At 38.9% G+C, this 26,188-nt stretch carries 24 protein-coding genes; 4 read left to right on the forward strand and 20 right to left on the reverse strand.

All coding sequences use genetic code 11. The annotated features are described in order from the left end of the window. Positions 1-4: 4 nt before the first annotated feature. The 3 genes from H9I37_RS10235 to H9I37_RS10245 all read right to left on the reverse strand — a co-directional run bounded on the left by H9I37_RS10235 (position 5) and on the right by H9I37_RS10245 (position 3,413). A complete protein-coding gene (locus H9I37_RS10235; protein WP_187382624.1) occupies positions 5-823 on the reverse strand; it encodes an ABC transporter permease in 819 nt (272 codons plus the stop codon). Beyond that, positions 820-1,638 (reverse strand): ABC transporter permease, encoded by an 819-nt coding sequence (locus H9I37_RS10240; protein WP_255422572.1) that lies wholly within the window; start codon positions 1,636-1,638, stop codon positions 820-822. Before H9I37_RS10240 ends, H9I37_RS10235 begins: the two co-directional genes overlap by 4 nt. A gap of 152 nt (positions 1,639-1,790) precedes the next feature. Beyond that, complete coding sequence (locus H9I37_RS10245; RefSeq protein ID WP_187382625.1) at positions 1,791-3,413, reverse strand: ABC transporter substrate-binding protein; 1,623 nt, start codon at positions 3,411-3,413, stop codon at positions 1,791-1,793. Between the two features lie 283 nt (positions 3,414-3,696). On the opposite strand from H9I37_RS10245, the gene H9I37_RS10250 reads away from it, so the two are divergent. Then, a complete protein-coding gene (locus H9I37_RS10250; protein ID WP_187382626.1) occupies positions 3,697-4,401 on the forward strand; it encodes a tRNA-uridine aminocarboxypropyltransferase in 705 nt (234 codons plus the stop codon). Here H9I37_RS10250 and H9I37_RS10255 read toward each other — a convergent pair. From H9I37_RS10255 to H9I37_RS10310, 12 genes are all read right to left on the reverse strand, one after another. Continuing rightward, entirely contained in the window at positions 4,398-6,089 is a 1,692-nt protein-coding gene (locus H9I37_RS10255; protein ID WP_187382627.1) for a glycoside hydrolase family 3 protein, read from the reverse strand. The genes H9I37_RS10250 and H9I37_RS10255 overlap by 4 nt on opposite strands. A 3-nt stretch (positions 6,090-6,092) precedes the next feature. Next, entirely contained in the window at positions 6,093-7,016 is a 924-nt protein-coding gene (gene trxB, locus H9I37_RS10260) for a thioredoxin-disulfide reductase (RefSeq protein ID WP_187382628.1), read from the reverse strand. Between the two features lie 63 nt (positions 7,017-7,079). Further along, positions 7,080-7,910 (reverse strand): Cof-type HAD-IIB family hydrolase, encoded by an 831-nt coding sequence (locus H9I37_RS10265; protein WP_187382629.1) that lies wholly within the window; start codon positions 7,908-7,910, stop codon positions 7,080-7,082. 37 nt (positions 7,911-7,947) lie between these two features. Continuing rightward, positions 7,948-8,745: a M15 family metallopeptidase gene (locus H9I37_RS10270; protein WP_187382630.1), complete on the reverse strand. Its 798-nt coding sequence runs from the start codon at positions 8,743-8,745 to the stop codon at positions 7,948-7,950. Between the two features lie 57 nt (positions 8,746-8,802). Continuing rightward, positions 8,803-9,912, reverse strand: a complete 1,110-nt coding sequence (locus H9I37_RS10275; protein WP_187382631.1) for an aminopeptidase — start codon at positions 9,910-9,912, stop codon at positions 8,803-8,805. Positions 9,913-9,922: 10 nt separating this feature from the next. Beyond that, a complete protein-coding gene (rsmG, locus tag H9I37_RS10280) occupies positions 9,923-10,594 on the reverse strand; it encodes a 16S rRNA (guanine(527)-N(7))-methyltransferase RsmG (protein ID WP_187382632.1) in 672 nt (223 codons plus the stop codon). Between the two features lie 76 nt (positions 10,595-10,670). After that, entirely contained in the window at positions 10,671-11,621 is a 951-nt protein-coding gene (locus H9I37_RS10285) for a hypothetical protein (RefSeq protein ID WP_187382633.1), read from the reverse strand. Continuing rightward, on the reverse strand, positions 11,608-12,420 hold the full coding sequence (locus H9I37_RS10290; RefSeq protein WP_187382634.1) for a hypothetical protein: 813 nt from the start codon (positions 12,418-12,420) through the stop codon (positions 11,608-11,610). Before H9I37_RS10290 ends, H9I37_RS10285 begins: the two co-directional genes overlap by 14 nt. Positions 12,421-12,557: 137 nt before the next feature. Further along, positions 12,558-13,346 carry an RsmE family RNA methyltransferase gene (locus H9I37_RS10295; protein ID WP_187382635.1) on the reverse strand — a complete coding sequence of 263 codons (789 nt, stop codon included), beginning with the start codon at positions 13,344-13,346 and terminating at the stop codon, positions 12,558-12,560. A 17-nt stretch (positions 13,347-13,363) separates the two neighbouring features. Beyond that, positions 13,364-14,728, reverse strand: a complete 1,365-nt coding sequence (locus tag H9I37_RS10300) for a tetratricopeptide repeat protein (RefSeq protein ID WP_187382636.1) — start codon at positions 14,726-14,728, stop codon at positions 13,364-13,366. A 39-nt stretch (positions 14,729-14,767) separates the two neighbouring features. Beyond that, entirely contained in the window at positions 14,768-15,937 is a 1,170-nt protein-coding gene (locus tag H9I37_RS10305) for a pyridoxal phosphate-dependent aminotransferase (protein WP_187382637.1), read from the reverse strand. Positions 15,938-15,967: 30 nt separating this feature from the next. Continuing rightward, the gene (locus tag H9I37_RS10310) at positions 15,968-16,453 is read right to left on the reverse strand and encodes an Lrp/AsnC family transcriptional regulator (RefSeq protein ID WP_187382638.1); all 486 of its coding nucleotides are present in this window, start codon (positions 16,451-16,453) and stop codon (positions 15,968-15,970) included. A gap of 307 nt (positions 16,454-16,760) precedes the next feature. Here H9I37_RS10310 and H9I37_RS10315 point away from each other — a divergent pair, with 307 nt between their 5' ends. Continuing rightward, positions 16,761-18,851 carry a methyl-accepting chemotaxis protein gene (locus H9I37_RS10315; RefSeq protein ID WP_187382639.1) on the forward strand — a complete coding sequence of 697 codons (2,091 nt, stop codon included), beginning with the start codon at positions 16,761-16,763 and terminating at the stop codon, positions 18,849-18,851. A 118-nt stretch (positions 18,852-18,969) separates the two neighbouring features. On the opposite strand, the gene H9I37_RS10320 is transcribed toward H9I37_RS10315, so the two are convergent. The 5 genes from H9I37_RS10320 to H9I37_RS10340 all read right to left on the reverse strand — a co-directional run bounded on the left by H9I37_RS10320 (position 18,970) and on the right by H9I37_RS10340 (position 24,275). Beyond that, the gene (locus H9I37_RS10320) at positions 18,970-19,815 is read right to left on the reverse strand and encodes a carbohydrate ABC transporter permease (protein ID WP_187382640.1); all 846 of its coding nucleotides are present in this window, start codon (positions 19,813-19,815) and stop codon (positions 18,970-18,972) included. After that, a complete protein-coding gene (locus H9I37_RS10325; protein ID WP_187382641.1) occupies positions 19,808-20,806 on the reverse strand; it encodes a carbohydrate ABC transporter permease in 999 nt (332 codons plus the stop codon). The genes H9I37_RS10320 and H9I37_RS10325 overlap by 8 nt, the downstream gene beginning before the upstream one ends. A gap of 116 nt (positions 20,807-20,922) precedes the next feature. Continuing rightward, positions 20,923-22,293 carry a carbohydrate ABC transporter substrate-binding protein gene (locus H9I37_RS10330; protein ID WP_187382642.1) on the reverse strand — a complete coding sequence of 457 codons (1,371 nt, stop codon included), beginning with the start codon at positions 22,291-22,293 and terminating at the stop codon, positions 20,923-20,925. Between the two features lie 106 nt (positions 22,294-22,399). Further along, a complete protein-coding gene (locus tag H9I37_RS10335; RefSeq protein ID WP_187382643.1) occupies positions 22,400-22,831 on the reverse strand; it encodes an amino acid-binding protein in 432 nt (143 codons plus the stop codon). Positions 22,832-22,964: 133 nt separating this feature from the next. Beyond that, the gene (locus H9I37_RS10340) at positions 22,965-24,275 is read right to left on the reverse strand and encodes a phenylacetate--CoA ligase family protein (protein WP_187382644.1); all 1,311 of its coding nucleotides are present in this window, start codon (positions 24,273-24,275) and stop codon (positions 22,965-22,967) included. A gap of 218 nt (positions 24,276-24,493) precedes the next feature. On the opposite strand from H9I37_RS10340, the gene H9I37_RS10345 reads away from it, so the two are divergent. Together H9I37_RS10345 and H9I37_RS10350 are read left to right on the forward strand one after the other, a co-directional pair. Continuing rightward, positions 24,494-25,540, forward strand: coding sequence for a polyprenyl synthetase family protein (locus tag H9I37_RS10345; protein ID WP_187382645.1), 1,047 nt, complete (start codon positions 24,494-24,496; stop codon positions 25,538-25,540). Next, positions 25,537-26,055 carry a tetratricopeptide repeat protein gene (locus H9I37_RS10350; RefSeq protein ID WP_187382646.1) on the forward strand — a complete coding sequence of 173 codons (519 nt, stop codon included), beginning with the start codon at positions 25,537-25,539 and terminating at the stop codon, positions 26,053-26,055. The genes H9I37_RS10345 and H9I37_RS10350 overlap by 4 nt, the downstream gene beginning before the upstream one ends. The last annotated feature ends 133 nt before the right edge of the window (positions 26,056-26,188 follow it).

Below are 26,188 nucleotides of genomic sequence, written 5' to 3' on the forward strand. Positions count from 1 at the left end.
CTTTTTAAAGTTGTGCACTTTTTGCCTGAATAAGCTTTGAAAGATTATTCCCTATGGTATCGAACAAAAGGACTATACCCAGAAGCATAATCCCGGGAAACACTGAAAGCCACCAACTCCCCTGAGTAAGGTATCTCATGGATTCCGAAAGGATAACACCGACGGCAGGGCGGTCGGGAGGGATTCCGAATCCCAAGAAAGTTATTGACGATTCATGTAAAATGGCATGAGGAAACATCAAAATCAACTCAATAATAAATTGTGGAATAATATGCCGGAAAATATGATGGACGGCAATATACAGCTTTCCTTTTCCTAATTTCTCGCTGATTAAAATGTAAGGTCGTTTCTTTATAGAAAGGATCTCTGCCCGAACAACCCGTGCTAATCGAGGCCAGTGTATCAACGCTACACCAATAAGGATACCTCGTACTCCTTTTCCCAATAAAATTGAAATAAAAATCAAGAAAATCATGTGTGGCATTCCTTGGAAAAGATCAATCAACCACAAAATAAACTGATCGACTTTCTCTCCTAATGTCGCCGCAGCAATCCCTAATACAATTGCAATGATACAAGAAATGATGGAGGCAAATAGTCCTATACGGATAGAGATTGTCATTCCGTTTAATGTGCGATAAAACATATCTCGTCCCATCCAATCACATCCAAAAATATGACTCCACGACGGAGCTGTATCGCGCATTTTAAAATTGACATCATATAATTCTTTCGGTAAAGCTGAGCCCCATATATATATTACCGACAGTAATATTATCGCACTGCATATCATAAATAATGTGCGAATACGTGAATTTTTCAATTTGCCACCCCTTCCCTAATACGCGGGTCAATAAGGGGATAAAGTATATTGGCAATTAAATTACCGATAAATACAATAGTTGCAGTGACTATTGTAATTGCAAGAATGAGAGGAAGATCTCCCCGTAACCCGGCCTGAATCGTAATTCGACCAATTCCGTTATAGCTAAAAACCGATTCAATTAAAAGAGTACCGCCTATAATTTCATTGATCGAACCGAATTGTAAAGTCACAACAGGTAAAAGGATATTTCTGACTCCATGTTCTTTTACAACTTCCATAACGGATTTTCCTCGAGCATATTCATAAAGAGCATAATCGCTGTCCAATATTTCAATCAGCTTTTCTCGTGTATAAATACAAATAGTAGAAATTTCCATTATGCTTAAAGTTAATGCAGGAAGGAACATGTGGTATAACTTTTCGAAAAATAAGATATTCTCCGACTTTCCGATCGGAGAAGCATACCCAATCGGAAACCATTTCAACTTTACACTGAATGTAAGCAAAAGCAATATTCCAAACCAAAATGCAGGGATGGAGCTAAAAAGATATGCTATAGTCTTGATTACACGGTCTGTCAATCGATTTTGGCGGATCGCCGCCCGCACACCCAAAAGCACCCCAAATACAAAGCTCAAAATCCAAGCAGTTAAAATCAAAAGCAAAGAATTCGAAAATGCCTGCCGTATAACATCAGAAACATCTTTTTCGAATGTAACTGAATATCCGAGATCTCCCTTAATTGCATTTTTTGCCCAATTTGAGATTTTTGTTGGGAGCGGCTTATCAACACCCCAACGTTCACGAATCATTTGCCTTTGTTCCGTACTGATACGCTTGATACTCCCTATATAGGTTTCGACCGGATCCATTGGAGAAGCTTCCATAAGTCCAAAAGTCAACAATAAGACAGCCAATATAAGTGAAATAAACCGTGTCAGTATCTTCCCGGAATATGAATATCTCATTTTTTATAAGTCCATTCGTCAATATTTGCAGTAATAGGAATCCCGTGATCATGAGGATGTACTCGTTGATTGCCGATATCTACACCGTCACGTATAAAATAAAGATGTTCCAAATAACAGATTGTAATATATCCACAATCTCCAAGGATGCTTCCTCCTGTCTGCCCATCCCAAAGGGCTTTCTTCCATTCTTCTATTGATTTAACAGGATCTTTTTCCTTTAAAGCCTCCTCAATATGCTCATCGACTACTGAATTTTGATATGCGCTCACGTTATCCCATGAATTGCTAAAAGCATATTTACTCTGATAAGCTCCCTGAATTCTGTCAGGGTTATAGAATCCGCCTTCAAAAACACATGGATCTTTTCTAATGCGAGGTGCAATGTCTGTCCAACTTAATCCTTCAGGAGTAACATGAATTCCTAATTTTTTAACTTCTTCCGCAAAAGCATTTGCAATCAATTGATGAAGGTTTCCTGTAGGATACATCAAAGTAAACTCTGCTTTTTTTCCATTTTTTTCCCGAACATCGCCGTTTAATACCCATCCGTCATCTTCAAGAATCTTTATCGCTTTTTCAACATCCCCGTCTTTGAAGTCTTTGAAATCATCTTTAATCCCCCACGGAAGCCTGTCAAACATATCAAAAGCAACTTCTCCATAACCGTAAAGGGCATTCTTTATAATCTCTTTGCGGCTGATACCTACCGCAATAGCTTTTCGAATTGTTAATTCCGACGTAATTTCATTTCCCACTTCTCTTCCATCCTCAAGAGCTCGAGGTTTTACTTGAGGCATACTGATATTTCTAAAGTCAAAAGAAGGAAGTCGTTTCAAGTGATATCCCTGAATACTTTCATTAGCAAGATTATTCTCTATGTTTGCGACATCAACTTCTCCCGCTTGCACAGCAGCAAAAGCCTGATCTTTTTTCATTGAAAGCAAAACTACTCTTTTAAATCCGTCAAAAGGCTTATAGTATTGTTCATTTTTCTCCATAATCAATTGACTGCCGTTATCTTCAAAAATAAATTTATAGGGACCACTTCCAATAGGTTTTTCGGCATAGTCTTTTCCATAAGCATGTTCCGGGACAATGCCTAAAACCGATGTATAATATAAAAATGCAGAATTTGGCGTATTTAACTCAAACTGTACGTGTGTTTCATCAGTTGCTTCAGATTTCTCAAGAAAAGAAAAATCCATAGCCAAACCTAACTCTTTTGCTTTGTTATAAGTAAACGCTACGTCTTTCGCTGTGAGTTTTTGCCCGTCATGACACATTACATCATCTCGAATTGTGAATTGCCATGTTTTTTTGTCTTCTGAAACTTTATACTCCGTGGCAAGGTCGAAACCAAGGTTATTATTTACATCCACTCGCGTCAATGTAGACTGAAAAATCGGATCTCCACCGAAAGTTCCCCAACCACGGCAAGGATCAAACCCGCCTTCAAATTTAGCCGCAGGTATTGCAATGCGTACCTCTTCTTTGTTAATAAGACGTGCAGGCACTGTTGAATCTTCCTTACTTGCTTCATGCTGTGATTTGCTACATGCACTTAGACAAATAGCACCAAAAACTATAGTTGCTAATAATAACCGTCCTTTTTTCATAAAATATATTTCTCCTTTTATAATCTTATTTTATAAGAATCATATTTTTTTTGTTAGTCATAACTAACTTTTTTTTGAATATATCACTCCATAAATTTTCTGTCAATATTTTTTATAAAAAAAATTAAATTGCGAAAATAGTTGATTATGTCTCGCAAAGCTATAAAATGAACAACTACATATCAAGATATTCTTATTGTAAAGCTTGTTTTTATACCATTTTTTTTTCGACATCTCTTTCACGCTTTCTGGATTATTGTAAAAATTTATGATACTTTACCTTATGAGCGAACGCTGTTACAGATGCTATAAACCACTTTCTGCATGTTTGTGCAAATACACAAAAGAAATCGACTGCGGAATTAAATTCGTATTGCTCATGCACACAAAAGAAGCAAAAAGGCAGAGAACGGGAACAGGTAATATCGCTCACATTTCTCTAAAAGATTCTGAAATTCTTGTTGGAATTGATTTTGAAAACAATCAGCGGTTAAAGACTCTTTTACACGACCCTCAGTATTTTCCTGTCATGCTCTATCCCGCAAAAGATGCATGGACTGCAAAAAAGGAAGGTCTTTCACAGATTTTAAACGGGAAAAAACTCCTTGTGATAATCCTCGATTCAACATGGTTTTGTGCCCGAAAACTTATTGAACGCAATAAATTCCTTTTTGATTTGCCGAAATTTTCATTCGAAGGAGAATACCGTTCAATTTTTACTTTTAAGCACGAGCCGCGCCCTGAATACATATCGACTGTTGAAAGCTGCTATTACCTTATCAAAGAGATGCAATCTCAGTCTCTCGTAGATAAAGATGTAGAACCTGAACCGATGATGAACGCTTTTAAACAGATGATAAAGTTTCAATTGCAGGCGGAAAATGAAAGGATTTTAGGGATAAGACCGAATTCGCACGATTACGACTCAAAATACAACAAATTGAGGGAAATCCCGTCTTTTAGTGACTGTGTGACTGGTAACAGCTAATCTTTATATGGGCGGACACCTTTTGGGACATATTCGCCGTTTACAACTGCCATAAGAGCTTCCATCGTGTAGCCGCATCTCCAGCTGTAGCCTAACAAAATCGAGTCTGCCCACTGCAAGTCTGCTGTAAGTGTTGGCGACATAGTCGAAAGGATTATCACTTTTTTGCGAGAATTCTTAAAATAGTTTGCAATTTTTACATGATTTTCATTTGAGACGCAGATTACAATTGTATCAAACCCACTTTCAACTTTTCCAATATTGTCTAAAACCCACTGAGTTTCATTTGGACCCGTTTCATAAGTAAAAGAAAATTCTCCGGCATCCGGGAAACGCTCTTTTGCGGCTTTAAAAAATTCATGAAGAGACCCCATCAAAAGAATCTTGCCGGCAGTGTCTCTTGTGATTGGCAAACTCCCTTGTTTTTCGACTGTAATTGAACGGCAAGCCTGCTCTATAAAAAACTTTTCACCATCTCTGTCCGGGATATATTTATCAACATCTTTTGAGTCGGGGAAAAGTGGAGCGCTGTTTTCGCTTTTAAAATATTCAAGTTTTGTTTTAATAACTCGGTAGGCGGCGTCTTTTACACGCTGACGGAACTTTTCATCAGTTGTCATAAGCTCAAGATTTTTAATCCACAATGCTTCATTCAGGCGTGCAGTTGTAGAGCTCAAAACAATATCGTTTCCGGCCTCGAGCGCAATTTTAAATGCATTTGACATTGTACCAGCATAGACTGTAGCGCCGACCATCATCATATCATCAGTGATGATAAGCCCTTGATAACCAAGCTGATCGCGGAGCAAATCAGTAAGAAAATATTTTGATAGAGAAGCAGGAGCCCCGGAATTATCAATATTTGGGTAACTCAAGTGACCGGACATAATTGCAGGGACTTTTTCCTTGATAAGATAAGTATATGGGATAATTTCGCGAGTTTTAAATGTGTCAAAACTTATATCGATTACAGGAAGTTTTCCGTGCGAATCCAACTCAGTGTCGCCGTGACCGGGAAAGTGTTTTGCAGTTGGAATAACGCCGGCAGCTTCCGAACCTGCAACAAATGCGGCTCCGAGAATGCCTGTTTTGTCAGGATCTTCACCGAATGAACGCGTCCCGATAATCGTAGAATTGTGATTTGTAAAGAGGTCTACAGTGGGAGCAAAATTCATATTGATTCCGAGTGCCTTGAGCTCCTTGCTGATGTAATACGCACTGTACCACGAATCTGAAGGGTATCCGCTTGCACCGATTGCCATATTACCGGGAGTGATAGAAGTATCGCCTTTTACGTGGCGAATCCAACCGCCTTCTTGATCTGTTGCAACAAAAAGAGGAATTTTAAAACGCCCTTCAGCTGATTTTTTTTGTAAACCAGTGATTGATTTTGCGACAAGTTTGATATCGTCAGTGTTCCAGCCAAAAACTTTCACACTTCCAAGCCCGCGTGCAACCCACTGATACAGCAGCTCCGAAGGTTCCGCTCCTGCCCAACCGAACATAAAAGTCTGTGAAAGCAGTTCTGAGTCTGTCATTTCGTCTATGAGTGTCGCTGCAAGTTTTTCATTCGGAATATCAGACCAAAAATCTACATGTTCTGAAGATTGAGCACAAATATCAAAATTCACCACGACTGCAAAAATCACTAACGCAACGAGCGATGCTGTTATTTTTTTTATGTACATCTTTTAGTTCTCAACTCGCGACGCAACTGTAAGAGCCGCAATTGCACCGTCGGCAACCGCTGTTACAATCTGACGGAATGGTTTACTCCTGACGTCTCCTGCCGCAAACAATCCTGGCATTGAAGTTTCCATATTTTCATCGGTGATTAAATAACCGGTATCATCTTTTGGGAGCATTCCAACAAGTTCTGTTTGAGGAATCATCCCTGTAAATATAAACACGGCGTCTGTTTGAAATTCCGAAGTTTCTCCTGTTTTTACGTTTTTAAGCGTAACCGACTCAACTTTATTGCTTCCGTTTATCGATTCTACAACTGTGTCGTAGATAGGTTTTACGCCGGCCGCAAGCATTTTATCTATGACTGATTTTTGCGCTCTGAATGAATCGCGACGGTGGATTATAGAAACATCACCTGAAATTGAAGAAAGATACGTCGCTTCGCTGCATGCGGAATCTCCGCCACCAATCACGACAATTTTTTTGTTTCGGAAAAAAGGTCCATCGCAGACTGCACAATAAGACACTCCGCGCCCTGTAAGTTCTTTTTCACCCGGAACTTCTAAGTTTCTATGGACGGCTCCTGTCGCAATGCACAAAAACGGAGCTGTGAAAGTTTTATTTTTCGTTTTTATTACAAACTTATTTTCAATTTTGTCGATTGAGAGAACTTGAGCTGTCTGAATTTCTGCTCCAAAAGATACAGCCTGCTCTCTCATTTTTTTTATAAAATCAATTCCGTTTACGACCGGAAAAACACCAGGATAATTCTCGAGTTCTGTAATCTGCATTATCTGACCGCCTTCTGCCATTCCTTCAAGGATTACAGTTTTAAGACCGCCACGTGCAGCGTATTGTGCAGAAGCAAGTCCTGCTGCCCCAGCTCCTATAATTATATAATCAAATTCTTCGATATCGATATTTTCCATAACGCACACATTCTAACAGATATTTAAATTTTGTACTAATCAAAAAAAATATCCATGTAAAAATTAATCTAGATTTACATTTTTTAAAATAAAGTCGCCGACCCCGCATTCATTGTTAGTCTTATCTGTGACGAAATCAGCAATACTTTTTATGTAATCAAGACCGTTGCACATTGCAACGCTGTATCCGCATCTTTCAATCATATTTTCATCATTCATGCTGTCACCGAACGCCATTGTAGTTTTTGGGTCAATTCCGACGTGTTTCGCAAGCCAGAGAATAGCCTCTCCTTTGCCGCAGTTTGGCGGAAGAATTTCAAGAAAGTATGGTTTACTCGTAAAAATTACAGCGCGCTCTCCGAACTCTTTTTTTAATACATCCTGAAGTTTAAGCAAAACAGAAGGTTCGCCCGGAACAAGCATTTTTGTAAAAGGCTCTTCAAGCAATTTTTTGAAATCTTTCACTAGAACGCCTTTAAGTCCGCACAACTGTGCATCGAGTTTAGTCCACTTTGTCTCTTTACCGTAATAAATTGAGTCTGCCGTGTAGACTTCTGTAAACAAACCGAAACTTTCTGCAATTTCATTTGTTCGCTGTAAGATTTCCGGTTCAACTTTTCGGCAGAAAATCTGCTGGCGTTTGTGCATGTCGTACACGCTGCACCCGTTTATTGCGATGATATATCTTCCGCCTTCTTCGCCGGCAATTTCAATTCGTCTTACAAAAGGGAGAATTGCATCTTCTGCTCGCCCCGAACAAAGCACAATGTAAATGCCTTTTTCTGAACATTTTCTAAGCACTTCAACGTTTCCATCGTCAATTTCTCTATTGTCGTCCAAAAGCGTATCATCTAAGTCGAGAGCAATCAATTTTACATTAAGTTTGTTTCCCATAAATATTTCCTAAAAAAATCCTAAATATTCCTATAAATCAGTCTTTGTAATTTTTCCATGCGTCTATAAACTCAATCATAAACTGCTGAACATCGCTAAACCATTTTTTTTGAAATTTGCATGCCTCAACACCGATGTAACGGAAATGCCAGCATTCCCAGCGATATCCTGTTACATCTTCATATCCTTGTGGAAAACTCAAACTCCAACCATATTTATAAGCGTTTTCATTGACCCACTTGCCGGCTTTTGTTGAAAAAAATGCGTCATCGACTGGAGCAAAATCTATGACCATTCCAAGCTGATGCTGACTTGAACCGGGGCGGCTGCTTTCTCTTTCAGCTTCTTCAAGACCGTCAACTTTTACCCAATAATCGAAAAGATTTTTTTGATATTCATAGGAACGATATGTTGAACTCACCATCAGTCGAACTCCATCAGAGAGTGCAGCATGTGATAGAGTTTTTAGAGCCTCGTATGCCTCTGGACGCAGGCTCAAATTTTGTTTATTGATGTCAAACAGATCGTTTTTTACAAGGTGAACTAGATTTTTAGGCTCGTAATCTCCGCCGACGAGATGTTTTTTATCAATCAGATAGAAAGGGCTCAAATCGGATGATGAAAAATCAGTTTCTGTTGCGAGCACTCTTTTTAAATCTGCAAGAAACTCTTCCGGCTTTCCGTTTGGAATTGCGTCTTTACAACGCCGGCTCATGCTGATTAAAACTTTGTTGAGCTTTTCAATTTCATGATTTTGTTTTGAGTCTTTTGCGCTTGCAAAAAATGTAAATGCAATAAAAATTGTTGTAATTGTAAAAAATCTGTTTAATCTCATATACATCTTCCTATAACTTTCTTGTTTCAGTAAACCGGTTTTTCCATAATCAATAAGCTAGTCTTCAATCTGAAGCTCACCGCCATTTAAAATTGTGCGTTCTTTTCCGTCTCTGTAAGTCAAAACAATTGTCGGTTCACGAACAACTCCGTCAAGGTGAATCAAAGACGGAGCGTCGTTGTCGTAATTTTCGCCGATTGCAAAGTGACACGTTCTGAACGCTTTTTCGTCTTCGAGCATATTGCCTGTAATTCTTGCGGAAGGATTTAAGCCTATTCCAAGCTCCCCGATATTGCGCGCATTTTTTTTGTAAACGGCACCTTGCCCTTCAGGGAGTTTCCCATCTTTTTCATAAGCGAGCGCCCTTGTTTCCGCTTCTGTAATTGTCTTCAAAAGCCGTTTTGCTTCTGCGCCGCCTTTTATATCAGAGACAAATCCGTTTTCAACATTGCACACGATTGGAGTTTCTATGATTGAGTCTCCGTCGCTGAAAGTCATTGAACCGTCATAGACGATTGTCCCTTGACAGCCTCCGACTACAGGGCTTATAAACACTTCTCCTGCGGGAATATTTCCGCCAAGACCAGGTTTAGAAAAATCCCCGTCGTCAAACATGAGTTTGCGGCCGTCTACAGGAACAATTAAATCTGTTCCGCCGGGAGATGTCACATGAACGCTGACAACATCTTCAAAGTATTCTCCGAGTTTGGAGCAGCGCCCTTGCAATTCTTTATAATCAATCGGCGCAGTTCTGTTCATCATCTCGGTTGTAAGACCCGGAGTCCACGCACCTCTCATCGTCTTTTTTCCGTCAACAAGATAGTCAAAAATGTGAGTATATTCATGACCGTCTTCTGTTTTATAAGGATTGGCAGCCCCTGCAGGATCTTTACCGAGCTTGATATTTGAAATTGAAAAACACACATCAGGATTCGAAGCGATTGCTGCAAGCACTTCAGGATTTGCGTTATCAAAACTTGTCTTCGAAGGCTGATACATCAATGTCGACAACGCCCCCGCTTCGCTGCAGGCAGTAAATAAATCCTGCGCAATCTCCGAAGTCTCAGGGTTTGCGATTATCAAGACTCTTTCACCTTTTTTTACTTTTACAACATCTTGCACTACAACTTCGGCAGAAGCTCGTTCTTTTTTATTGAATAAATCCATATTATTTCTCCTATTTTTTGTAAATCAACACTAGATTTCTCTCCGATTCGCTCATTCCCGGAACATTTAAAGTTTTTATTTCATATTCCGGGACCAAATTTTTGATACAACTCATCTCTTCTTTTATATTTTCAATCTTTGCTTTATACGCACAAAGTACTCCATCGTCTTTTACAATACGAAGCAAAGTCTTTGCCATTTTTTCATCGAGCGGACGAAAAGCGCGAAAAGTTATCACATCATAAGTTTGAGCAGGAATTTTCTCTACTTCTGAGCATATAACTTCTACATTTTTTAATCCGCAGATTGCAGCACAATTCTCCAAAAAAGCACACCGCTTGCTCATTCTCTCAACAAGATTTATCTTTACGTTTTCGTATGGAAGAAAAGCAGCTGCCAAAGGAACTCCGGGCAATCCGCCTCCTGAACCGATATCTCCAATGAGAACGTTGCCCGCACCACCTGAGAGCTTTTTATCAACTATTTTTTTAATTTCTGAAAAGCCTGCGATAGAGTCGAGAATATGACGCACAACAAGTTCATCGTGGTCACTTGTGTTTGTAAGATTATATGCGGAATTGAAAAGTATAATCTCGTTGATATATGACTCCATTTTTGAAGCAACTATTTCTATGTATTCGCCGGAGATTTTACACATTTCCAATCCAATCTTCAAATCCATAAACGCCTTTCCCTTAAATGCAAAATCCTTTTCTCTCCATACAAAATCCCTTTTTTCACGTGCAAAATGCGCAAAATCAATTGTCGATATTCAAAAGAAGATCCGCAGAAAGTGTTTTATCTGAAAAATGCATTATGACAAGGTTTCCTGTTTTTTCAGCCGTAAGATTTTTTGTTTCAGCAAGTTTGTATACAAAAGAATTTTCATTTTTAGAATCTTGGACAATGCTCGGCTGAACTTTATACGTCACAGAAGAACCGTTTGTGCTGACTGCTTTAAACAAAAAATAAAAAGTCTCTGTTCTCGTTTTTTGATTTGTGTAATATTTTCTGTCACCTGTCAAAAGAAAAGTTCCGTCAGGTTCTGTTTTGCTAAAAAACACATCTGACAAAGAGTCGGCAATATTATATCCGTTGATTTTAAAACGCAAAATAGACGGCTGGCGTTTTTTGAACGTTTGAGAATCTGTCTGCGTATCCTGCAACGCTTCTTTTTGAACCGAATCTGCATTTTTTTGTACCGATTTTAATTCGTTCAGCCTGTTCAAAATCTGCTGAAGCAAAACATTCGTCGACGAAGTAGTTGCGTAATTTGAAATTCCAGCATTGTTGACAGAATTCAGCGATGTTAAACTGTCAAACAGCCCCGAATCGTGAAGCGATGAAATATCTTTTGCAGTCAAAGTTTGATTGTCTTTTATCAGTGAAGAAATGATGTCAGTATTCGAGTCTGCGTTTGTGATTACAGTTTCGCCTTTTTTTGATTGAGAAGAAAGAGAGGTTTGAGTGCCTGCGCTCTGATTTTCAGAAGATGTTGCAGTATTGTTTTGCGTGCGTGATGGAAAACTCGGTGTATAAAACGCCCCTCCAACAGTCGGCATATCAGGCATTTCCGGCATGTCAGGCATCTCGGGCATAGCCAGAGTTTCCGTCGCTGAATTTTGATTTTTCTGCGCAAACAAATTGAAAACGAAAACTGCGGCTGCAAAAATAAATGCATACTTTCGAACACGATTAGAGATTTGCAAGGCTTTCCTCCACATATTCAAGACGCTGCGTGAGTTGCGCGATTGTTTTTTCAAGACGAGATTTTTCTTTTTCAAGTTTTGTTTTAGGGTCATTTCCACTCTGTTGTGATGACTTTTGTTTCATCATTTCGCGAACTGACGACGGACTTTTTCCACCGTTGAGAAATTCTTTTTCAACTTCTGCACGCTCGTCCTTTTTTCGAATGTTTGCAACAACTTTCATATTGTCAAACCCAATCGCAGGATTTACGTCGATTTCACTTACTTTGCGGATATCTTTGGCAGTGCTGCGAGGCAAGCACAAAACGCGGTCAACGTAATCTTCATAGCGTATATCTGCCTGTTTGCAAAGGTCAAAAGCACGGGCAAGTTTTTTTCCGAACTGCTGCATAAGTTCACCATTTTTTGCAAGGTAATTTGTTTTAATATCCTCAGTGAGTTCTTTCAGCTCTGCGTTATCTTCCCAACCGATTTTGTAATATCTTTTATTTTCCGCAATTGCAAGAAGCTTTCCGAACTTTGCCCAAAATTCTTGAGTATGAACTCTGCATGAGTTTCCATAAGTAGGATCTGTCTTCTGTTTTTCTATTGTAATAAGATGATGTGTATATTCATGGATAGCAGTATAGATGAGCATGTTGTCGGTTTTTAGATTCAAATTATGGATATAGATTTCGTGTGTATCCGGTTTATAAAAGCCGTTTACTCTCTTGCTTTCTTTACCTGTCTGAATCACAGAAAAATCAATGTCTGCCGGAGATATATCTAAAAGGATTTCTTTGATTTTTGCGTTATCCATAAAAACTCCAATTCCAAAATGCTGTCTTAAAATGCTGCCCAAAAGCACTCTAATTTTTACTATATTTTAATTGTATTTCCAAAATTGTAAAAGTAGGTTTTAAAATATTTCCGTTTTCAACTTCAGATAATTTCAGATTAGATAATTTTCAAATTAGATAAGATTATCGCACCGGCTACAGTCGCCGCAGTTTCTGTCCGCATAATCCTTTCACCTATTCCGCATTTTGTGTAACCATAATCTTCAAGAAGTTTGCGCTCTTTATCTGTCCAACCGCGTTCACTGCCAATCGCAGCAATAACATGTTTTTTTTCGGCGGCAAAGTTTTTCCCATCAGCTAAGTTTTCTCCGTCGGATATTTTTTCCGCAGCGCTTATATTTGCATCAACCATAGCTTGAGACAGACTACATTCAGGATTTACATTGTCGAGCGCAAATTTTATAGAATCATCGCTAATGGAATCAAGGCATTCTTTAAGCGTCTGATGTATTGCAAATCCCGGAACATGCGTGCTTCCAGCCTGAACAGTTCCATCAAGAAGCATTTTATATGCAGAACCTTTTTCAACAAGTGCAGACTTCATATACGATTTTTCGCCGAGTTCCGTGCCTGTCAAATGAACTTTGCATACGCCGAGAGCCGCAATATCGCGAAGAAGACGTTTGAGCTGGATTGGACGAGGAATCCCTATAATCATTTCCAGAGGATTGAGTTTTTTCCCTTCCCATTTCGGCTCAAAAAAAAATGTGATTCCATCATCATTTATTTCCGTGATTGTTGCGATTCCTGCTTTGCCATCGACAACTCCCGCAGTAAAAGCGTCACCAACTTTTTTGCGCAAAATCTTGATAAGATGTTCGCCGCGTTGATCATGCAAAGAAAGAGGCTTGTTTAATTCATCGGTTTTAAAAAGACAAATGTTCATTCAACACATCAATTTATTTAGCCCATCATGTTGATGCGTTTCAAGATTTTTACGAGTTCTTCTTTTTCTATCAAATCTATAGGACGTCCTTCCGTATATTTATGAGCAGATTCCGAAAAAGAGCCCATCGTCATACAAAAACCTCCATCGCATTTTGCATCGCGGAGTTTGCTGTGAAATTCTCGAACATAAATATCACCGAGCGCATTTTGGTTGCGATAAAAACGGAACATCTGTTTTGCTTCCCACTTAGAATTTTCAACAGAACAGATGATTTCTACGCATTCAGAAGCAACCTGAACATCTTCAACTTTTACAAACGAATCTTTGTAGTAACTCAAAATAATTTTACGGCACAGCGCAACAAAGTCACTCGTCCCTGATAAAAGATAAGTTTGAAGGTTTTTATTTTGGTTCAACTCCGAATAACGAGCAACAAGAATATCGACATCTTTATATCCGGATTTTGCATTTTGAATCTGTTTGAGATAAATCAGCGCATTTGAAATATCGTTCATCGCGATGTAAGTGCTAGCAAGACGATACTTTATCTGAAAAAGGATTTGCTCCGGCACATACTGAAGTTTCAATCCGATTTCATAATCTTTTATTGCACTGGCAAAATCTTTTGAGCGTTCATGCATTTTTCCCGCTTCTAGGCACGACTGAGGACCATACAAAGGATCAGGGCGAAGGTGAACAAAAATTTTAAGCGCTTTATCTCCCATTCCGCATTCGGACATTGAAACTGCCAAATCAAAAAGGACTTCTTTATTGTTAGGATCTTCATCTATCACACGCTTTAAAAATGGAAGCGCTTCACGATATTTCTGAAAATTAAAAAAGCTTATGCCAAGAAGAGCGTTTACTTCGTTATCTTCAGGATTCACCATACGCGCTTTTTTAAAACAAAAAATTGCCTTATCGTAATTTTCGAGTTTATTGAATGATTTTCCTAGATAAACATTAGCTTCAAAATTTTCAGGGTCTCTTTTTAGAGAAACCATAAACGATTTTGCAGCATCTTCGTACTTTTCAAGATTGAACGCAGCAATTCCCATACGAAGAGTGCATTTTACAATATCGATTTCAACGTGCGAAGGCGCAATATCATGAAGCGTCTTGTAAATTGCCCAAGCTTTTTCCCAGTTTTTTTCGGTGTAGTAGACTTCACCAAGAGTCTCGAGAGCATTTATGTTGTGAGGGTCACGAGAAAGTTTTTTTTCAGCTTCCCTGATAACATGAGAAGAACCTCTTTTTCTGATTCTATCCGAAGAGCTTCTATAAGTTTTATTTTTCTTTCCTATGAAACCACGTACAATAATAATAAGCGAAACTAGAGCTGCAAAAACGATAAATGCGATTAAAATTGAAATAATCATCTTTTAAAAGTCCTTTTAATAAAACTATAAAACTTTTTTTTACTTCTTTTTATCTCTTACCATTTCACTAATTCGTTCAAGGGCAATTTTAATTTTATTGATACCGGTTGCATAGCAACAGCGGATAAAACCTTCACCGGCTTTTCCAAATACACTTCCGGGAACAACAGCGACATTGTATTTTTGAATCAGCTCAGTCGCAAATTCTTCGCTTGTCATTCCGGTAGACCTTATATCCGGGAACATATAGAATGCCCCTTCCGGCTCTACACACGAAAGTCCCATATCAATAAAAGATGCGTACATCAAATTACGGCGCTGCTGATAACTTATACGCATTTTTTCAACTTCACTCCAACCATTGCGCAATCCTTCTGCTGCACCGTACTGACTAAAAATTGGCGGACAAATTGCATTATAACCGTGAAGTTTACAGCACTGAACAAGAAGCTCGTGAGGGGCTGCAATATAACCGATACGCCATCCTGTCATCGCAAAAGATTTAGAAAAACCGTTGAAGATTACTGTATAATCTTTCATTCCAGGATATTGCCCGATTGAAACGTGCTTATGTCCATCATACAGAAGTTCGCAGTAAATTTCATCACTCAAACACCAAATCTGATGTTTTTTTACAACTTCTGCAATCTTTTTTAACTCTTGCTCCGGAATTATGCGCCCGGTAGGATTGCTTGGAGAACAAAACATCACAGCTTTTGTTTTTTCTGTGCAGACAGCTTCAATCGCTTCAGCAGTCGGATAAAGACCTGTTTTGCTTGTATCAAGGTGAATTACTTTTGCGTCACATAAAGTTGCAAGCGGCTGATAAGAAACATAACATGGTTCGCAAACTATAATTTCATCACCTTTGTTCAAAATAGCCCGAAGCACAAGGTCAAGCCCCTCACTTGCACCTACAGTCGGAAGAATCTCAGTTTTTGGATCGTAAAACAGATTGAAACGTGTCAAATATTTACAGATCTCTTCACGTAGTTCTATCAATCCCCAGTTAGAAGTGTATGATGTATGCCCTTTTTCAAGATGATAAAACGCTTCTTCACGGACAACCCAAGGAGTCGGAAAATCAGGTTCACCGACACCGAGAGAAATAATATCATCATGACCTATACAAAGTTCAAAAAATTTTCGAATTCCAGAAGACTGAATAGACATCATCTTGCTGGAAAATTTATCTTCACGTGTATTCATATCTTACCTGTTAAAAATAGCAATCGTAAACTAAGCTTGCACTCCTTCACGATTGTCACGCTCGTCAGCTACATAAACGATATCGTTTTCCTTGTATGTTTTTAGGATAAAGTTTGTTTTTGTAGAACGAACACCTTCCAAAGTTGAAAGTTTTTCGGAAACAAAGAGCGCAATATCTTTAAGATTGTCACCTGCAATTAAAACTTTCAAATCATAACCACCGCTCATCAGATAAAGAGATTTCACTTGAGGAAAACGGTAAATACGGTCAGCGATAGCATCAAAACCATGCTCACGCTGCGGCTGAACCTGAATCTGGATTTCTGCAACAACTTTATCTTTCGCGACTCTGTCTTTTTCAGGGTTTACAATGGCGGCATACTTGAGAATTACTCCATCATCTTCGAGCTTTTTTATAATTGCTTTTACTTCTTCGCCGGATTTTTTAGTCATAGCAGCGATGTCTTCAACAGAAAGGCGGGCATTTTGCCGCAGCAACTCAAGTATCTCTTCCATAATTTAAGACTCCAAAAGTTTTATGATGTTATGAGATAACATTTTACACTTTTAAAGCATTAGTTACAATAAGCATACAGATGAAGAATCAGCTCACAAATTGTTAGTCACCTAATTGAAAAAGTATTTGTATTATTAAAATAGTTGATATACAATATAACAAGTCTATACACAAAAATATTAATGAACATAAAAAGTATGATTTAACTAAATTAAAACTAGGACTTGCATATATAACACTGCAGCGTTCAATGTTCACAAATCCCGGTATAATTTTTCAATCAACATGAATCAAGGAGTTTTTATCATGTCAAAAAGGTTTACTATAAAAAGCAAATTAATCTTAATGTTCGGACTTCTTATTGCAATCGCAACCTCTATTGAAGGTGCCCTAGCCATTCAAATTGCAAGAAAAGCGGTTACAGAAAGAGTTGAAGAACAGCTAACAAATAAAGCAGGCGACACTGCAGGAATTGTTGACGGAAGAGTAAAAGCGTTTTTTCAAAAAATGGAAGGGGTTGCCCGAATGCCTTTTCTTTATGATGATTCGTGTTCTTTTCCCGAAAAGGCAAAGCGCCTTACAGCAGAAGCTGAACACAACAAGGATGTAAAAGAATTTAACGTAATCGATATAGGCGGAACATTTTATTATGACGGTGGCTCTGTAAACGTACAAGACAGAGACTACTTCAAGCAGGCAAGCGCCGGAAAAAATTATATGTCTGAACCTTACCATGAACGCACAACAGGTTCTCTCGTAATAACGCTTGTAGTACCAATTTATGGAAAAGGTAATAAAGTTGTCGGTGTTTTGAGCGCCGACATCGATGGTTTATGGATTTCTCAGCAGATAGACGACATTGTTGTAGGTAAAACGGGAAAATGCTACGTAATGGGAGAAAGCGGCAATATTATCGGCGACAAAGATACAGAGCTGGTAAAAAACCAAGCAAACATCATAGAACAGGGAAAAACTGATGAAAGCCTCGATTCCACAGCAACATTTTTGAAACACGTTTTAGCTACAGACGAAAGCGATATTGGCTATTACACATATAAAGGTGAAGAATATATAGCATCTTTTGCAACAATGAAGACGACTGATTGGTCTGTTATCATTCGAGCTCCTAAAGAGGAGTTTATGGGATATGTAAACGCACTAAGCCTTTCAATGGTTGTAATCGGCATAGTTATTCTTGTTCTCTCTATAGCTATCGTATACTTTATAGCGCGCGTGATGGTAAAACCGGTTCAAACAGCAGTTGCCGCTCTTAAAAACATTGCTCAGGGAGACGGAGACTTGACAGTGCGCCTGCCTGTAACAGGCAATGACGAAGTCACAGACCTCTCAGAATATTTCAACGAGACAATTGAAAAAATTGGGATTGCAGTAAAAAGCTCAGGCAAAAGCGCCAACGAGATGAAGTCAATAGGCGAAGAGCTTTCGTCAAATATGACAGAGACTGCAAGTGCAATAAACGAAATAAGCGCAAACATCGACGGCGTAAAACAGCAGACGCTTTCTCAAGCTGCAAGCGTAACAGAGACGGCAGGCACTATCGAAGAAATTATCCGCACAATAGAAGCGTTGAACGCAAGCATAGAAACTCAGGCTACTAGCGTAATGCAGTCTTCGGCAGCTGTAGAAGAGATGGTTGCAAATATCGCATCTATCACAAAATCTCTGGAAAAAAGTGACGACATGGTAAGACAGCTTGCAACGGCGACTTCCGAAGGAAAAGCTACGCTTGTCAATTCGAACACTGTAACTCAGAACATCGCAGCAGAATCAGGCGGTTTGATTGAAGCTTCAAGCGTAATTCAGAACATTGCAAGTCAAACAAACTTGCTCGCTATGAACGCAGCGATAGAAGCAGCGCACGCCGGAGAAGCGGGAAAAGGATTTGCAGTTGTCGCAGACGAAATCAGAAAACTTGCAGAAGAATCGTCTATGCAGGGAAAGACAATCACAGATACTCTCAAAAAGCTAGGCGACGACATAACAGGTCTTTCTGAAAGCTCTAAGATTGTTGAAGAAAAGTTTACTGCAATATTCCAGCTCTCTGAAAGCGTGCGAGGAATGAGTGCGGAGATTACAGCTGCAATGAAAGAACAGGAAAACGGAAGCCGAGAAGTTTTGACAGCTATCAAAAACATCAGCTCTATAACAGTGGAAGTTAAAAACGGTTCGGAGGAAATGCTCGTCGGCGGCAAAGGTGTTGCAGACGAAATGCGCAAACTCGACGACCTCACGACAGTCACAAAAGACAGCATGAACGAGATGGCAGCCGGCGTACAGCAAATCAACAACGCTGTCCATGAAGTAAAAGACCTTGCTGTAAAAAACAAAAACAGCATTGACGCACTTACAAATGAAGTCAACAAGTTCAAGGTATAATTTCATTCCAATCTAAAACAAAAAAAATCCCTTGTTTATAATCGGAAACTCAATTATGAACAAGGGATTTTTTTTATATCACTACATAAGGCTCAATTTCAATGTTCTCAATATCTCGCTAGCCTTTTACTGCGCCAAGAGCAACCCCGGCTACGATGTACCTAGACAGAAGCATATATATTATGATAAGAGGCAAAACTGTAAATGTCAGTCCAAGATAAATGCTGCCAAATTCAGTCTTATATATATCTCCTTTTAAAAGCGAGACCATAATTGGCAATGTGTATTTACTATGTTTTGTCAACAAGACAAGAGGCTTAAACAAATCATTCCATGAAGTTACAAAACAAAAAATAGCCTGTGTAGCAAGTGCCGGTTTCATAATGGGGAGAACAATCATGTTGAATGTAAAAAACTCGTGAGCGCCATCTATTCGCGCTGATTCAACTAATGACGGAGAAACTGCCGGTTTCATATACTGACGCATAAAAAATACAAGAGATGGAGCTGCAATCGCCGGCAAAATCAGCATGATAAATTTATTTGTCATGTGAATTTTGTAAACCATCTGATAAAACCCGATAATTGTAATTGTTGCAGGAATCATCATTATACCCATGATAAAACTAAAAAATGCATTTTTTAATTTCCAGTCATACATTACAAGCGCATAAGCAGTCAACGTAGAAAAATATAAAGTCAGAACAGTCACAGAAATCGATACTATCAAAGAATTCAAAAACCCGACAGCCGGATTAAAACTCTTGCCTGTAAGAATCTTGAGGTTTGAAATAAAGTATTTTGACGGAATAAACGACACTGCGCTCTGCTGAATTTCATAAGTTGACCGAGTGGAATTCACAATCATAATTATAAAAGGAAACAAACTTAAACATGCGAGAATTATGCACACAATTAAAACGAAAATTTTAAAAATCTCATCCTTTGCTTTTTTATTACTCATTTGACGCTCCTATTGATTCAAGTTTCTGAGACTTGCGATATTCTTTTAAGGCCATTTTTTTCTCTTTTTTCAGGGCTGCTTCATCTTTATCTCTAAGAGCAAAGAATAAAAGTGCAGAACAAATAACAATGATGATAAACATGAGCATAGACATTGCAGAAGCTAGGTTATACTGGTAGCCACCGAGAAACGCAAGCCGATATATCAATACACTTGTTGTCAAAGTTGCATTATCAGGACCGCTCTGACTTACGAGGAGGTTCGGAATATCGAACATATTCAAACCGCCGATAAGCGATGTTACCAAAGTAAATAAAAGTATAGTTTTGATGCTTGGAATTGTGATTTTCCAGAAAACTTGCCAGCCGTTTGCGCCATCAATGTCTGCCGCTTCAAAAATATCAGGGTTAATACCGAGAACACCGGAAATGATGATTATCATTGTATAACCATACCACATCCATGTCTGAATAAAGATGATGATATTCTGTGCAGCCGTTCTACTAGCCAGAAAAAAGAATGGCTTTTTTGTAATATGGAATCGCTGGAGAAGATCGTTGACAGGCCCCATAGGATAGCCAAACAACGCGGCAAACAGAATGGCAACTGTAGCTGCTGTTATAATGTTTGGCATGTAAAACAATACTTTAAATGCTCCCTGTCCCGGGATTTTTATGCGTCTATTTGTAAACCATGCAGAAAGCAAGAGCGCCATAACCATTTGCGGTATAAAGTTACAAACCCACATTTTTACAGTATTTTTCAAGGCAATATGAAAAGTTGGCATTGTCAAAATTTTTGCGTAATTTGCAAAGAAATTCGTAACAGAAAGAAAATTCCAAGAATTTTTACCAACCCCTTTCAAATCCGTAAAACCTATTATTGCTGTATATAAAGTCGGATAAAGCGAAAATATAAGATATGCAACTATAAAAGGAATGCTAAATATATACCCATACTTAGCATAACTAATTTTCCTCTTTCTATTCATGCGGACACCTCAAATAAAACAGATTTAACTTTATGCTATTAAATATTATTAAACAAAAACAAGGGCTATCAAATAAATGACAGCCCTCTTATTATTTACATGATTAAGTCAATCAATTACTTAACATCCACACCGAGTGTGTCAGATACAGTCTGTTTGAAATCTGCAATTGCAGCTTCTCGTGATTTTTGTCCGTTGGCATAAGCACGAACCTGATCACGCCAGAGCAAGTTGATTGATTCGTCCAACTCAGTGAGGTTCTTACCATTAGCATATTTATTAGCCGGTACGAAGTAATCGAACATATTTTGTCCGCCAAGGAATGCCAATCTACCATCAGATTTCGCCATTACTGCGCCTGATGCAACTGTATCTTTTGTACCGCCTTCGCCGTTCAGAGTACCGTTAGCCCATTTGTAAAGCAGACCATCTTCTGTTGTATCCAATGTAATCCATTCTATGATAGTCTTAACGGCGTTGATTTTTTCTTTTGGTACGTTTTTGTTAGCTAAAAGCCATGTACCGCCCCAGAAAAATCCTATTGGCGAGTTACAAACAGCCCAATCTCCGTAAGTTCCTTCACCAACGGCAGAACCACCGCAGTTTGGAGCGAGTGTATAGTTTATAAGCCAAGCAGGTCCAAAATATCCGAAAATAGGCTTTGGTCCTGTTCCTTTCATATCAGCAAACCATGCGTCCTGCCAGTCTGTTGTCTTGTTAGACCAGCCGTTATCTGTAAGCATTCTTGAAGCGTCAATGAAAGCTTCTCTTTTAGGGTCGATATAGAGTTTTCCATCTACAATCCAACCTTTTTCAGAAGAATTTTCGTAAGCATGCCAGATATCGCCATCGCCGGAAACAATTGACACACCTTTTGAAGCACATTTTTCAGCAGCAGCCCAGAAATTATCCCATTTTCCTGTTCCACCACCAAGAACTTCCTGAATTACCTCAGGGTCATCTGTTCCAAAAACTTTTTTTGCAACAGAACGGCGATAGATAAAACATCCACCGGTTGTCTGGAATCCGAGCCCGTCGAGTTCACCTTTAGAGTTAGATCCGATATCAATCGTATATGGAGCAATCTCTGCTTTCGATACGGCAGACTTTACATCAATGCCGAGAGATTTATAAGGCATTGCATAATCTTGCATGGAACCTTTTGTATATTTCAAAACAAAAGCAGCTTCTGCACAATAGATATCTGGAGCATCTTTACCGCCAGCCTGAAGAGCTTGATCTAGCGCCGGTTGATAAGCACCATCAGTTGTAGCAATGATAGTTTTATTCAATGTAAAACCACAGTCCGGATGTGTAGCAATGTATTTTTCGACCATGCCGGGCACTTCATCTGTAAATGACCACAAATTAAGTGTAACAGTTTTTGACGCATCAGACTTAGTTGTTGAATCTTTTTTAGTACAGCTCGTAAATGAAAACACAGAAACTGCCGCAACCAAAATAAACAATTTTGCTGTTCTTTTCATAAAAAACTCCTTTAATAACACGAAAATGTTTCATGTTATTTATTAAAGGGTAGGACAATAGCTTCCATTTGTCAAATCATTTTATTTCGGTTTGGTTCTTTTTTTCCTATAAGTCTTTGAGGTCTGCGTGACCGATAGTATTTATTCCCTGTTTTATGAGGATTTCTTCTGCTTTTGGAACATCGGTACAACGAATTATCATACATGCAGAATTTGTCTTCTTTCCGGTAAAGCCATACATATATTCCAAATTGCGGCCGTTCTCTCCCAAAATCTTGAGAATCTTGTTTAAACTGCCTGACTCATCCGGTATCTCAATTGCGATGACTCCAGTCACATTCACGACATAATCTTCTTTCCTAAGTATTTCTGCCGCTTGCTCAGGCTCGTCTGTTATAATCCGTGCAATTCCAAAATCAGATGTATCGGCGAGCATCAAAGCCCGCATGTTGATTTTATTTTTTGCAAGAATATCTGTGAGAGTTGCAAGAGTTTCAGGTTTGTTTTCCAAAAAAATAGAAAGTTGTTTGACTGTCATAATTAAAATCTCCTATTAAACACCGCGTTAGCGGCAGCGCACGGACGCTCTGTATCAAAGTTTATGAAGCGCGACGCGCAAAGTAAACTTTAGTGCTAAAAATTATACGGAAGTAATTTTTAGCACGCTCCTGTTAATCATGTAGTTTTCGTGTATCAATCACGCGCTTTGCTTTTCCTTCAGAACGGGCAATGCTTTTTGGAGCAACTAACGTCACTTTTGCTTTTATCTGAAGGACAGTTAAAAGCGATGATTCCAACAGTTTTTCCTGTTTGCTTACTTCCGATACGACATCGCTGAATTTTTCAGGAATCATCTCTACCTTGATTTCAAATGTGTCGTTGTTGTTTTCTCTTCCAACGATAATCTGATAGTTAGCTTGATATCCGTTTTGGAGCAGAACTCCTTCTATCTGGCTCGGGAACACGTTTACACCGCGGATTATAAGCATATCGTCTGTGCGTCCCATAGGTTTTGACATTCTGACAAATGTACGTCCACATGCGCATCTTTTACGATTCAAAACACCGATATCTTTTGTGCGGAAACGCATCAACGGAAATGCCTGCTTTGTAATTGCGGTGAACACGAGCTCCCCTTTTTCGCCGTCCGGCAAACGTTTTCCTGTTTCAGGGTCGATTGTTTCAATTATAAAATGGTCTTCGTTTACGTGCATACCTTTTTGTTCAAAACATTCATAAGCAACTCCCGGTCCCATAACTTCTGTAAGCCCGTAGATATCGTACGCTTTAATTCCAAGAGCTTTTTCAATATCTGCCCTCATCTCCTCTGTCCACGGTTCAGCTCCAAAAATACCGGCTTTTAGTTTGATATCCGATGGAGAAAGCCCCATCTCTTTTAAAGTCTCACCAAGATACGCAGCATAAGAAGGTGTACAGCACAAAACAGTAGAACCAAAATCGCGCATAAATGTTATCTGACGAGTCGTGTTTCCTGAAGAAACAGGAATCACAGCAGCCCCAAGCTTTGTCGCTCCTCCGTGGATGCCAAAACCTCCGGTGAACATACCATAGCCATAAGAGTTCTGGACAAAATCGTCAGACCCGGCTCCGATTGCAACAAGCTGACGCGCACAGCAGTCATTCCAGATTTCAAGGTCACCGGCAGTGTATCCGACGACAATCTGTTTGCCTGTTGTCCCTGAAGATGCGTGAACACGGACGACATCTTTCATCGGAACGGCAAAAAGTCCATACGGATAAGTCGCACGCAAGTCGTCTTTGCATGTAAAAGGAATTTTATCGAGGTCTTCAAGACCTTTAATATCATCAGGAGTTACGCCAGCAGCTTTGCAGCGATTTCTGTAATATTCAACATTTTCATAAACATGGCGGAAATTGGCTGCAAGCCGTTCTCCCTGAAGTTTTTTGAGTTCTGCCTCAGGCATACATTCCATTTCTTTTTGATAGTATTTTAAATTCATATATTACTCCCGTAAAAAAGGACAATTGATCTATGTTGTTTGATTAGTTACCGTGGACTACCATCGAGGCACATCGCACAAAAAAGAAAGAAGTGTTCGCCATTAGGCGAAAAAAAATGTAAAGACAAAAACCTTAAATAAGGCTGAAGAGCTTAACATACGCTTAATTTACCATTGATTTGTCTTTTTGTCAAAATTTATATATATTTAACAGTGATATGAACAAAGATTTTTCTGTCAGATTGAATAACATAGAACAATACCTAACAAAAGCTCTCCCTCCAAACGCAGAAAAAGATTGGACGATGCGTTCGTTTGGAAAACTCCCGGATGGAGTCACAGCCGAACACATCAAAAATCTTATTGAACCCAACAAAGCTCTGATTGAACTTGGTGGAAAACGCTGGCGTCCTCTCTTGTTGATATTGTGTTATGAGACGGCAAAAAATCAGCATAGTGAAAGTGCTCTTACAGAAGAACAGGCATATTCAATAACTCCGCTTGTTGAGTTTGCCCACACAGCAAGTTTAATCCAAGACGATATAGAAGATAAATCAGATTTACGGCGTGGAAAACCTGCTGCATATATAACTTATGGGCTAGATACTGCACTAAATGCAGCTTCTTGGCTTTATTTTGAAGCTACAGCGTGCATCAATGAACTTAAAATTAGCGCTGAAAAAAAACTTGAACTTTACAAAGTTTATTCAAGCGAACTCCGCAAACTCCACCTTGGGCAGGCTATGGACATATTTTGGCATAGAAATCCTTCTGTTTTTCCATCTAAACAGGAGTACTTTGCAATGGTAAAATCAAAGACGGGAACTCTTGCAAGCCTTGCTGCAAAGCTAGGATGTATTGCAGGCGGAATGAATTTTGAACAAGCAAATATATACGGTGATATTGCTTCAAATATTGGGATTGGGTTTCAGATTATAGATGATGTTATAAACCTTACGACAGGTAACCCCGGAAAAAAACGTGGCGACGATATCGTAGAAGGCAAAAAAAGCCTTCCTATCATCATTTATTCTCAAAAACACGCTGATGATAAATCTAAACTCGAAGACTTTATGATGAGAGCTTCAAAAGAAGGAATTGAATCGCCGGCAGTTGAAGATTGCATCAAGCTGCTTGAGACAGATTCATGCATAAAGGAAGCAGCATCGCGCGGAAGCAAAATTATTTACGATAATTCAAAGCTTTTTGCTTCCTCATCAATAGAGGAATTATTCATTTCAATGATTCCGGAGGCATTCAGATGACAGAAAAACCGGACAAACTCAACAATCAGGCAATTATATTTGCATCTGATGGCGATTTTATCGAAGCGATCGCCTGCTTTAAACGCGCAATCGTTATTGAAAAAAACAATTATCTTTTGTGGTACAATTTGGGAGTTACATACCGCGATGCCGGAAAACTTGAAGATGCAGAAAAAGCGCTCTCAACATCTTTTAGAATTGCCCCAGAAAAAACAGATGTTGCCGAAACTTATGCGACAATCTGCCTGATGAGAAAAAACTTGGAAAAAGTTCACACCATCTGCGTCCAAGCGTTAGACTTTAATCCTCGCAATTCTCATCTTTGGAATCTGCTTGGAATATGTGAATTTCAGTCTGAAAATTATAAATGTGCTTCTGAATATTTTGAACAAGCAGTTTCATTAAATCCATATTATCTTGACGCTCTTTACAATCTGCGAGACACTTATTCGCTTCTTAAAAATAAAAACGGAGAATGTGAATGTATCAAAAGGATAAAAGAAATAGAAAAATGAAAAGTTTTTTTTCGGGTCTCGTCCACATTTTTTGCTTGCTTATCCCGATTGCAGCCGCATTTTCAGGATGGTACTTTTCACCGCAGCTCTCGCGATTGTTTTCAATAAAATGCACAACAGAGATGTACAGATT

Origin of the sequence: Treponema sp. Marseille-Q3903 (assembly GCF_014334335.1) — a bacterium.
Lineage (GTDB): Bacteria > Spirochaetota > Spirochaetia > Treponematales > Treponemataceae > Treponema_D.